The sequence below is a fragment of the Psychrobacillus faecigallinarum genome (assembly GCF_014836595.1).
In the GTDB taxonomy this organism is placed as follows: Bacteria; Bacillota; Bacilli; order Bacillales_A; family Planococcaceae; genus Psychrobacillus; species Psychrobacillus faecigallinarum.
Genome location: NZ_JACSQO010000002.1, coordinates 365,431 through 377,083 on the forward strand (window position 1 = coordinate 365,431; position 11,653 = coordinate 377,083).

Below are 11,653 nucleotides of genomic sequence, written 5' to 3' on the forward strand. Positions count from 1 at the left end.
GGAGGGGAAATATTAGTGGATTTAGTAGGTTTATTACCAATTATTGCTATGTTCGTCGTAATGTGGTTCTTTATCATTCGACCAGCGCAAAAGAGACAGAAAACTACAGCTGAAATGCAAAGCAATCTAAAGCGTGGAGATCATATTATCACTGTTGGTGGATTACACGGAAAAGTAGATGCAGTGGATGACCAAACTATTTTTGTAGTAGTAGCAGATGGTACGCGTTTACAATTTGAACGCGTTGCAGTTGGACGAGTTGTAACGGATTCAACAATCTAAAAAAAATAAAGAGCTTACTCTTAGGAGTAAGTTCTTTTTTTATGGGCAATCTAATAGTGAGGTGAATTTTGTGAACGAGATTCTCATTATTATTTTCCGTACGATAGCATTATATTGGATCATACTAGCTATATTAAGAATGATGGGAAAAAGAGAAGTCGGTGAGTTGAGTATTTTTGACTTAGTCGTCTTTTTATTGATAGCTGAAGTTGGAGCAATAGCAATAGATGATCCAAGAAGTGAATTTATGCATGCTTTACTACCAATGTTGACGTTATTGATCATTCAGTTAATTGCTTCTTATACTTCCTTAAAAAGTAAAAAATTTAGAGATATGATGGAAGGCCATCCCTCTATTATTATGAAGGATGGAATTATTGTTGAAAAAGAGATGAGGAAACAAAGATATAATATGGACGATTTGCTTCAACAGCTTCGGGAGCAACAAATAGGCTCTATCCGTTCGGTTTCCTATGCGTTCTTAGAGCCCTCTGGAAACTTATCTGTTTTTAAGAAGGATGAGGAACAATTTATTTTCCCTTTGATTACTGATGGCGATATACAACTAGAACACCTTACACGAATTGGTAAAAGTAAGGAATGGTTACTAGAAGAGCTTGAAAAGAAAATGATTTTGGATCCCACCAAGGTGTTTTATTGTAGCTATGAGGACGATGAACTATATATTCAATTAAGGACATCATTTTAAAAAGATAGAAGAGGCTGGGACATAAGTAGATTCATGCTACGTAAAAATGTTGTGAGTAGATTCTTGTTATAATATTTAAACAAGAGGATACTTCATTCTGAGTGAATTTTGTTTTGTAGTGCCTGAAATTATGTACAGTTTTCACTTGATATCCTAGAAAATTCTAGTTTTTCGGAGCGAAGGCGGCGACTCCTAGGGGACAAGCGCGTGGGAGAGACTACGGGCTCGTCCCGTGTCCCCACCCAGGAAAGCGTCCGCTGTATCGGAGAACATTGACTATGAGCAGAAAAAAAGTCCAGAAAATTTACTAATCGGTAAATTTCCAGGACTATTAAATTTCTAAGGTGGGTTTTGTCCCAGATTCTTCTTAGTCACTTCATAATTTATTTATATTAAAATTTATTTTTAGTTGTTTTTGCAATTTTAAAGATGACACTAACTTCTTTTCGTTTAATTTGTCCAAATAGCAATAGACCAATAGTTAAGTAAACCAAAGTTATCAAACAATCTACTATTAATGGCTGACTCCCTATGGATATTACCATTGGACGGGTAATAATAGTGGCGATAAAAACTACATATGGCAATGCAAAGAAAGAGAATCCGATTTGGGCTTCTTTCTTTTCTTTAAGTGAAGCGATATGTAAAAACGAAGTGATGAGAACACCAAATCCTATCGCGACAATTGCTCCCTTTTCTTGAATGGATACCTGAGAGGCAAGGAAAAACAATAATAATAATTTCCCTACTCCACCATACAGAGAGTTTAAAAAAGCACTGTTAGAACTATTCAACGCCTGTAGGATGGAGAAGAGTGGGCTTTGAATATAGTAAAAGAAAAATATCGGTGCAAGTATTTTCATATAAACTGTTGCGTTTTCTACATGAAACAATTCATAGACAAGTTCGCCTCCATGTAGATAGAATAACGTAGCTGCATAACAACCAGTTAAAGTAGAGAACTTTAATGAAAGATGTATTCTCTCTTTTAATAAGCTATAATTTTTCCTTGCATAGGCGTCGCTAACAGCTGGTATAAGGACGATAGACAAGGCAAAAGGTATGAATGATGGGAAGAGCAACAAAGGAACTAAAACACCGGAGATGACACCATAAAGAGTTGTAGCGGCTACGGCACTAATTCCAGTAATGGCTAAAGCTTTAATAAAAATGATAGGCTCTAAAAACCAAGTGAACGATCCAAAAAGCTTACTGCCCGAAGAAGGCAGTGCAATTGCAAATAATGGTGATAAGGGATATGCTTTTTTAGATTTCTTATACGTCTGGCTTTTCTTCCATTTGTTATATCTCCACTTCAGATAAAGTAAAGAAGCGGCCTCTGCTAATAAGGCTAAGAACATGGCGTAAGCAGCAGCTTCCTGTGGAGTTGAGGAAGTTAAAAACAATGGTAATGCAAAGGTAATCAGTAAAATACGCACAATCTGTTCAATAAGTTGGGCTATTGCTGTTTCTTCAAGTCTTGCAATACCTTGCAAGAATCCCCTAAGAATTCCACCTGCTGCAGCAATCGGGACAATTGCAATTGAAACATAGAGAGTCATTGTAATAGCATCGTTCTTTAGCAAGTTACTAGAAATTAGAGGAGTAACAAAGATAAAGAGGGGAGTAAAAGCTATCATAGAGACTACTGTGACAATTACGGATGTTCTCATAACGGTAAAGTACTCTGAAATAGCGTTCCTTGTTCGTAACTCTGCTACTATTTTAGTAATAGCTATAGGTATGCCCAGTTGGATCAGCGAAAGAAAGAATATGAATGCTGGATAAGCCGTGCTGTAAATTCCAACAGCCTCTTCTCCCGTTAATCGAACAAATTGCATACGATAAATAAAACCTAGAAACTTGGACAAAAAAATGGCAAACATTAATACAATAGACCCTCTTAAATAAGTTGACAATTAAACACTTCCTTCTCAAATACAGGAACTTCGTTTACAATAATAATATGCAAGCTACTTACCACATTATTCTATAAAGAGGTGCAGTATTTTGGAAAACTCATACAATCATATCTATACACACGTACTACCTGCTCTAGAGAGCAAAAAGAGTGAGTTTAAAGTTTATCAGTACGAAACTGTAACAGAAGCAGATATTTGGAAGTATTGTGTAGAAAAGAAATGGAGAAAGCTAGATGTTCTTTCCTTGTCTCTTCATAAGATTGTTAATGACGTTCTTTCCATAACACCTGCCGAGTATATGACCTACGAACAAATTGAAAATTCTCGAACATCTAATTGGTTCTCGGAAATCAATCAAGAAGAATTACAAATCTTATTGAATCCTCAAACAGAGGAAAAATAAGCAAAGAGTCATTTGACAGTAAGGGGTATCGTGTTTCATAATAAACATGTTGCATTTTTTGGAATTAAAACAGATAGAATATTACGTAATTGTTTTTAGCAATAGTCTTTCTGACGAAGGAAGTCTGTGGTTATTTTTAGGAGGAAGTACATATGAAAACAAGAGGACGCATAGTTGCGTTTCTACTGCTTCTAGTGATTTTTGCCGGGACTATAAGCCCGACAGTTAGTGGAGTATTAAACAATATTAAATTAGGTCTAGACTTACAAGGTGGATTCGAAGTTCTTTATCAAGTAGATGAACTCAACAAAGGACAAAAAATCACAGAGGAAGTAGTAGCTGATACTGCATCTGCTCTTACAAGCAGAATTGATGTTCTAGGAGTAAGTGAGCCTAGTATTCAAATTGAAGACGGAAATAGAATTAGGGTTCAGCTCGCTGGAGTAGAAAATCAGGAATCAGCGCGGGAATTACTTTCTACTCAGGCTAATCTGTCTTTCCGAGACTCAGAAGATAATATCATGCTAGATGGTATGGACTTAAAAGAAGGCGGAGCAAAATCTGCCTTTAATCAACAAGGACAACCGATTGTTACATTAGAATTAAAGGATGCAAATAAATTTGCAGAAGTTACTGAACAGATAGCTGCTAAACCAGCACCTGACAATGTGCTAGTTATTTGGTTAGATTTTGAAGAAGGAGTTGACTCCTACGCTGCTGAGGTGTTGAAGGAAGAACAAAAATTCATTTCCAACCCTCGTGTTACACAACGAATCAGTTCAGAAAGCGTAGAAATCTCTGGAGCATTTTCAGTGGATGAAACTAAAAACCTTGCGGGAATTCTAAATGCAGGAGCACTACCAGTTAAGCTTACCGAAATTTATTCAACTTCTGTTGGAGCTCAATTCGGTGAACAGGCATTGGATAGCACAATTCTAGCAAGTATCATTGGTGTTTCAGCTATATTCTTGTTTATGATTTTCTATTATCGCCTTCCAGGTCTTATTGCGGTAATTTCATTGGTTGTTTATATTTTCTTAATCTTAGTAGTTTTTGATTGGATTAATGGGGTACTTACGCTGCCAGGTATCGCCGCAATTGTTCTCGGGGTAGGTATGGCGGTTGATGCCAACATTCTTACCTATGAACGTATAAGGGAAGAGTTGCGTGTAGGTAAGTCGGTGAAGAAATCTTTTGAAAGCGGAGCAAAGGAATCATTTACTGCTATCTTTGATGCTAATATCACGACACTTTTAGCTGCAGTCGTATTATTCTATTTTGGTACAAGCTCAGTAAAAGGTTTTGCAACGCTTTTAATCATTAGTATATTGGTTGTATTCATTACAGCTGTTTGGGCTTCACGTATTTTATTAGGTCTTTTAGTGCATAGTGGGTACTTTGACAATAAACCAGGTTGGTTTGGGATTCCGAAAAAACGTATTCATGCTCCTGAAGAAGAAGTAGATACATTAGATTTAACAACAAAGTTTGATCGTATAGATTTTGTTCATAATCGTAAAATTTTCTATATCGCTTCTATTGTGTTAACGGTAGCAGGGATTGTTATTTTAAGTGTATTCAAATTGAATCTTGGAATTGACTTTTCATCTGGTACACGCGTTCAAATTGAGTCAAATACTCCATTAACGCAGGAAATAGTATCGGAGAAATTGGATTCTATCGGGTTATCTACTGAGGATATTGTAATTTCAGGAGAAAATGCTGATGGAGCTGTAGTTCGATATAAAGACGAATTTTCTCAAGAAGAAATTAAGACTTTAAAAGCAGATATAAACGAACAATTTGGTGCAGAACCACAAGTAAGTACTGTGTCATCTACGGTTGGTAAGGAACTTGCCGCAAATGCAATGAAAGCTTTGCTATTCGCTGCTATTGGAATTGTAATTTATGTGGCGTTCCGATTTGAGTGGCGCATGGGTGTTGCTGCCATTGTTTCCTTATTACATGATGCATTCTTAATGATCGCGATATTTAGCATTCTTCGTTTAGAAGTCGACATTACATTTATTGCAGCTGTTTTAACTATTGTAGGTTACTCGATTAACGATACAATTGTAACGTTTGACCGAATTCGAGAAAATCTTCACCGTAGTAAAGCAATTACTACTGAGGAAGAGCTTGCGACAATTGTAAATAAATCACTTCGTCAAACATTAGGACGTTCAGTAAATACTGTGTTAACCGTTGTTCTTGTAGTAGTGGCACTATTATTGTTTGGTGCAGAAGGTATTAGAAACTTCTCTATTGCATTATTGATCGGTTTAGTTGCAGGGACGTATTCATCACTGTTTATCGCAACTCAATTATGGTTTGATCTAAAAGCTAAAGAGCTTCGTAAAACAGGTGGTATAAAAGTAGAAAAAGAAGAGAAAAAATGGGGTTCAGACGAGCCTGTGGTATAACAGTAAAAAGAGCAGAGTATTCATTCTCTGCTCTTTTTTTCTTTTTAATATGGAAAGCAAATGATTTATGTAGAATTCTAGGCTATTGGAAAAAGAAGGACTGACTTTGAAATGTTAGTTACTCAGACACTTTTGTTAAAGTAAAAATATTAATCCCTCAAGGTTTTTACGTTATAATAAAACTTAAGGAAGTGAAATAAAATGATACAATCTCAAAAAAGATGGAGAATCTCTAGACCTAATGATGATTTGGTTACAACCTTTGAACAAGAACTCACGATTCCAAGAGTCTGTGCTAAAGTACTAGTATCTAGAGGGTTTAATAGCGTAGAGGAAGCTAAAAGCTTTATATATATTACTGAAGATAACGTTCATGATCCTTTTCTCTTTGAAGGGATGGAAAAACTGGTAGAAAGAGTCCATCAAGCGATAGATGCTGGAGAAAGAATTATGATTTACGGTGACTATGATGCAGATGGAATAACAAGCACAACTGTCATGATGAAAACATTGGAAGCTATGGGTGCAGATGTTATCTTTAAAATTCCTAACAGATTTATAGATGGTTATGGACCAAGCGAGCGCTTATTCCAACAGGCCTTTGATGAAGGGGTCAAACTTATTATTACAGTAGACAATGGAATATCCGGCATACAGCAAATTCAGTTTGCTAAAAACTTAGGAATGGATGTAATAGTAACGGATCACCATGAACCTGGTGAGGTGCTTCCCAAGGCAGATGTAATTATTCACCCTGGTTTACAAGATACAAAATATCCTTTCTCGCATTTGGCTGGTGTAGGGGTGGCATTTAAAGTTGCTCATGCTTTACTAGGTGAAATACCGAAAGAATTATTTTACCTAGTAGCCATTGGGACAATTGCCGATCTCGTATCGTTAAAGGGTGAGAATCGTTATTTTGTCCAACAGGGTATTAAGCAGATGAAGAAAAATGATTCTATTGCAATTGAGGCTTTGGCAAATGTAAGTGGAGTTGAAACAAGCGCTATAAATGAGGAAACTATCGGTTTCGCTTTTGGACCGCGTATCAATGCTGTAGGGCGTCTTGGAGAAGCTTCCCCGGGAGTTGAGTTGTTTTTAACAGAAGAACCAAATAAAGCACTTGCTCTAGCTAATATGTTGAACGATAAAAATAAAGAACGACAAGCTATTGTAAAGCAAATCACGGATGAAGCGATTGAATTAATCGAACAACAACACTTAGACTTAAAAGGTCCAAGTGTTATTGTAGTTGGTAAAGAGGGATGGAATCCTGGCGTATTAGGAATTGTTGCATCAAAATTAGTGGAAAAATATTATCGTCCTTCAATAGTTCTTGGGTTTGACGTAGAAAAACAAATTGCTAAAGGTTCTGCACGTAGCATCGAAGGATTTCATATGTACAATGAGCTAGCTAAGAATAGCGATATAGTAACTCATTTTGGTGGTCATCCGATGGCAGCAGGTATGACCTTCCCTCTCGAACATGTAGAAGAATTTAGAAACAGACTTAATGAACAAGCGACGACGTGCCTGACTGAGGAACAGTTAATACCTGTTGTATCAATTGATGTGCCACTGGAAATGCATGAAATATCCACGGAATCCATTCAATCCATTCAAATGCTTTCTCCTTTTGGTATGGGTTTTGCTAAACCTGTATATTGTTTAGAAAATATAGAAGTGAACTCAGTAAGGAAAATTGGCTCTGCCCAAAACCATGTGAAGATGGAGCTAATGCAGGGTGCTGTTTTGTTAGACGCTATCGGATTTGGAAAAGGTGATCTTGCTGATGAGATTGCACCGGCAACCAAATTATCCTTTATTGGAGACTTGCAAATCAACGAGTGGAATGGGCGAAAAAAACCACAGCTTATGATTCAAGATGCAAAAACGAATCAGTGGCAGTTGTTTGATATAAGAGGCATTCGCCAGGTGAATAGATGGCTGCCTACTATACCAGAGGGAAATACTACCTTTGTCTGCTTTAACAAGGAATCTTTAGCTCATTTTGAATCTATTATTTCTGGCAAAATATGGTTTCACAATAACGTAATAGAAGAAGGCATTGTTTCCGATTGTATTTGTTTACTAGATCTACCATTAGAGGAGCAAGATTTAATAAACTTGTTAGAACACCATGATTGGCAACGAATTTATGCTCACTTTTTTGCAAACGAGTCTACTTATTTTGAAGGATTACCAACCCGAGAACAATTCAAATGGTATTTTTCTTTCATTGCTAAAAGGAAAAATTTTGCTTTAAAACAGCATATTCACGAACTATCCAAACATACTGGATGGAGTCCAAACACAATAAATTTTATGTCAAAGGTGTTTTTTGAGTTAAATTTTGTTAGAATAGAGGGTGGCACATTGGTCTTGAATGAAAATCTCCCTAAAAGAGATTTATCTGAAGCGCCAGCCTATCAACAGCGTACAAAGCAGATAAGTTTAGAGCAAAAGCTTTTGTATGCACCATATAAAGAGCTGAAACAATGGTTTGAAGAGCGAAGAGCAGCACAAACCGTTCCTGAGGAGGAGCAAAAATGGATTTAAAGAAATATGTAACAATTGTAGAAGACTGGCCTAAACCAGGTATTCGATTCAAGGATATTACAACAATTATGGACAATGGAGAAGCATACAAATATGCGACTGACCAAATTGTTGAATATGCAAAAGAAGTGGATGCAGATATTATTGTTGGACCAGAAGCACGTGGATTCATCATTGGATGCCCTGTTGCTTATGCTTTAGGCATAGGTTTTGCACCAGTTCGTAAGGAAGGCAAGCTCCCTCGGGAAGTAATTCGTGCTGAATACGGATTAGAATATGGGAAAGATGTTTTAACTATGCATAAGGATGCAATTAAACCTGGTCAGCGTGTACTTATTGTAGATGATTTACTTGCAACAGGTGGAACGATTGAAGCAACCATTAAGTTAGTAGAAGAACTTGGCGGTGTAGTGGTTGGTTGTGCATTCTTAATAGAATTGTCTTATTTAGAAGGACGCGACAAATTAAAAGACTACAATATTCGTACGTTAATGCAATACTAATATTATTCATTTTCTATATAGACATAATTTGTGTATAATAAGAAAGTAATCGACTATACAGTTTAAGGGTGGACTTTACAAGTCCCTCTTTTTTTTTATAAAATATAGCCTATATACTATTTTTGAAAAATAACGAAAACAGGTGAGTTAGCATGGCAAAAGATCAGGTGAAGACAGCAGAAGATGTTTTTGAAACACTTTCTACTTATATGAATAAGGAACATGTTGACTTCGTTAAAAAAGCATACGAGTTAGCAGAACATGCCCATCGAGAACAATTTCGTAATTCTGGCGAACCGTATATTCTTCATCCCATACAAGTAGCAGGTATTCTTGCTGATCTTCAAATGGATCCGGAGACTGTTGCTGCTGGCTTTTTGCATGATGTAGTAGAGGATACCGAGTATACAAGAGATGATATTGTTCGAGAGTTTAACGAAGAAGTTGCTCTTTTGGTTGAAGGAGTGACCAAGCTAGGTAAAATTAAATATATGTCTAAAGAAGAACAACAGGCAGAAAATCATCGCAAGATGTTCATAGCAATGGCGCAAGATATTCGGATCATCCTGATTAAACTTGCTGACCGTTTACATAATATGCGTACTTTAAAGCATTTACCCGAAGAAAAACAACGTAGAATTTCAAATGAGACGCTAGAGATTTTTGCACCACTTGCTCATCGTTTAGGGATATCCGCAGTGAAATGGGAATTAGAGGATACAGCTTTACGATACTTGAATCCGCAGCAGTATTATAGAATTGTCAATTTCATGAAGAAAAAACGCACGGAGCGTGAATCATACTTAAAAGATGTAATGAATGATATTTGTAAACAGTTGGACGAGATGGAGGTAGATGCAGATATATCCGGAAGACCAAAGCATATATACAGCATCTATCGAAAAATGGTAGTCCAAAACAAACAATTCAATGAAATCTATGATTTACTAGCAATGCGAATCATCGTCAATAGCATTAAAGACTGCTATGCGGTTTTAGGTGTGATTCATACGCTTTGGAAGCCAATGCCAGGTAGGTTTAAAGATTATATTGCGATGCCAAAGCAGAACCTATACCAATCCTTACACACTACAGTAATTGGCCCTAATGGAGAGCCATTAGAGGTTCAGATCCGTACAGAGGAAATGCATAATATTGCTGAGTATGGGGTTGCTGCACACTGGGCCTACAAAGAGGGCAAAAAGGTGGAGACTGGTAAGCAAACAATAGATTCAAAACTTACATGGTTTAGGGAGATACTTGAGTTTCAACAAGAGTCATCCAACGCAGAAGAGTTTATGGAATCTCTGAAATTTGATTTGTTCTCAGATATGGTCTACGTTTTTACCCCTAAGGGGGACGTCATCGAATTACCTGCTAGTTCTGTTCCTATTGATTTTGCTTACCGAGTACATTCGGAAGTTGGCAATAAAACAATTGGTGCTAAGGTAAACGGAAAAATGGTTCCTTTAGATACAAAGCTAAAAACAGGAGATATTATAGAGGTTCTGACCTCTAAGCAGTCCTTTGGTCCGAGCAGAGACTGGATTAAAATTGCTCAATCCTCTCAAGCAAAAAACAAGATTAAGCAATTCTTTAAAAAACAGCTTAGAGAAGAAAACATTATCAAAGGTAAAGAGTCAATTGAAAAAGAAATCAAGGCACAGGAATTTGAAATAAAAGAGGTCTTGACTCTCGAAAATATCAAACGAGTTTGTGAAAAATATGCATTTGCTGGGGAAGAGGACTTATATGCCGCTGTGGGCTTTAATGGAATTACCGCCCAGCAAGTCGTTAACCGATTAGCAGAAAAAATGAGAAAAATACGCGACCAAGAGGAAGCGTTAGAAAAAATTAATACAGAAATGAACACTCCACCTACCAAGAAAACGACAGAATCAGGAGTAGTCGTCAAGGGGATAGACAACCTTCTAATACGACTTTCTCGTTGCTGCAGCCCCGTTCCTGGGGACGCTATTGTTGGATTTATAACCAAAGGGAGAGGTGTATCTGTTCACCGAGCAGATTGTCCGAATGTCCAAAATGACAATGCTCATTCACGCATTATAGAGGTTGAATGGGAGCAAACTGATTCACCTACCAAGAAGGATTACCAAGTTCATATAGAAGTGTCTGCATTTGATCGGACAGGTCTTCTTAATGAAGTTCTTCAAGTAGTAAACGAATCTAAAACGAATATTGTTGCAGTAAGTGGCAAATCGGATAATGATATTGCCTCCATTCATCTGTCTATTCTTATTTCTAATATTGCTCATCTTCATAAAGTGGTAGATCGTATTAAGCAGCTGCCAGATGTGTACTCTGTTCAGCGTATTATTAATTAAAGCTAACAACAGCGTATTATTAAAGGAGTTATGGTATATGAAGGTTTTGTTGCAGCGATGTAAAGATGCAAGTGTTACTGTTGACGGTGAAGTGACTGGTAAGATAGACAACGGTTATTTGTTGTTAGTAGGAATCACGACTACAGATACTGAAAAAGAAATAGAATATTTAGCGAACAAAATTGAAGGCATTCGTCTCTTTGAAGATGAAGAAGGCAAAATGAATCTTTCGATTAAGGAAGTAAATGGTTCTATTCTTTCTGTCTCACAATTTACCCTATATGCTGATACTAAGCGTGGCCGTAGACCAAGCTTTATAGAAGCCGCTCGGCCAGAAATTGCAAAGCCCCTTTGGGAGCTATTTAATGAAAAGCTACGTTCAAAAGGTTTTGTAGTAGAAACCGGCACATTCGGTGCAATGATGGACGTGGCATTTACAAATGATGGTCCTGTGACAATCATGCTAGAAGCATAATTTAAAAGCAGTGCTACTATTTTTAAGTGGCA

At 37.0% G+C, this 11,653-nt stretch carries 9 protein-coding genes; 8 read left to right on the forward strand and 1 reads right to left on the reverse strand.

Going from position 1 to position 11,653, the window contains the following annotated elements:
• Positions 1-15: 15 nt before the first annotated feature.
• The gene (gene yajC, locus H9650_RS06485; protein ID WP_225321660.1) at positions 16-282 is read left to right on the forward strand and encodes a preprotein translocase subunit YajC; all 267 of its coding nucleotides are present in this window, start codon (positions 16-18) and stop codon (positions 280-282) included.
• Positions 283-352: 70 nt separating this feature from the next.
• Positions 353-991, forward strand: a complete 639-nt coding sequence (locus tag H9650_RS06490; protein WP_191696836.1) for a DUF421 domain-containing protein — start codon at positions 353-355, stop codon at positions 989-991.
• A 392-nt stretch (positions 992-1,383) separates the two neighbouring features.
• Here the strand turns inward: H9650_RS06490 and H9650_RS06495 are convergent, their stop codons facing one another.
• Complete coding sequence (locus H9650_RS06495) at positions 1,384-2,910, reverse strand: oligosaccharide flippase family protein (RefSeq protein WP_144535748.1); 1,527 nt, start codon at positions 2,908-2,910, stop codon at positions 1,384-1,386.
• 91 nt (positions 2,911-3,001) lie between these two features.
• On the opposite strand from H9650_RS06495, the gene H9650_RS06500 reads away from it, so the two are divergent.
• The 6 genes from H9650_RS06500 to dtd all read left to right on the forward strand — a co-directional run bounded on the left by H9650_RS06500 (position 3,002) and on the right by dtd (position 11,621).
• Positions 3,002-3,316, forward strand: a complete 315-nt coding sequence (locus H9650_RS06500; RefSeq protein ID WP_144535750.1) for a post-transcriptional regulator — start codon at positions 3,002-3,004, stop codon at positions 3,314-3,316.
• Between the two features lie 152 nt (positions 3,317-3,468).
• The gene (secDF, locus tag H9650_RS06505; protein WP_191696837.1) at positions 3,469-5,739 is read left to right on the forward strand and encodes a protein translocase subunit SecDF; all 2,271 of its coding nucleotides are present in this window, start codon (positions 3,469-3,471) and stop codon (positions 5,737-5,739) included.
• A 201-nt stretch (positions 5,740-5,940) separates the two neighbouring features.
• Positions 5,941-8,298, forward strand: coding sequence for a single-stranded-DNA-specific exonuclease RecJ (gene recJ / locus H9650_RS06510; RefSeq protein ID WP_191696838.1), 2,358 nt, complete (start codon positions 5,941-5,943; stop codon positions 8,296-8,298).
• Positions 8,289-8,801 (forward strand): adenine phosphoribosyltransferase, encoded by a 513-nt coding sequence (locus tag H9650_RS06515; RefSeq protein WP_144535756.1) that lies wholly within the window; start codon positions 8,289-8,291, stop codon positions 8,799-8,801. The genes recJ and H9650_RS06515 overlap by 10 nt, the downstream gene beginning before the upstream one ends.
• Positions 8,802-8,953: 152 nt before the next feature.
• Positions 8,954-11,146: a RelA/SpoT family protein gene (locus H9650_RS06520; RefSeq protein ID WP_144535758.1), complete on the forward strand. Its 2,193-nt coding sequence runs from the start codon at positions 8,954-8,956 to the stop codon at positions 11,144-11,146.
• A 37-nt stretch (positions 11,147-11,183) separates the two neighbouring features.
• Positions 11,184-11,621, forward strand: coding sequence for a D-aminoacyl-tRNA deacylase (dtd, locus tag H9650_RS06525; RefSeq protein WP_144535760.1), 438 nt, complete (start codon positions 11,184-11,186; stop codon positions 11,619-11,621).
• Positions 11,622-11,653 lie beyond the last annotated feature (32 nt).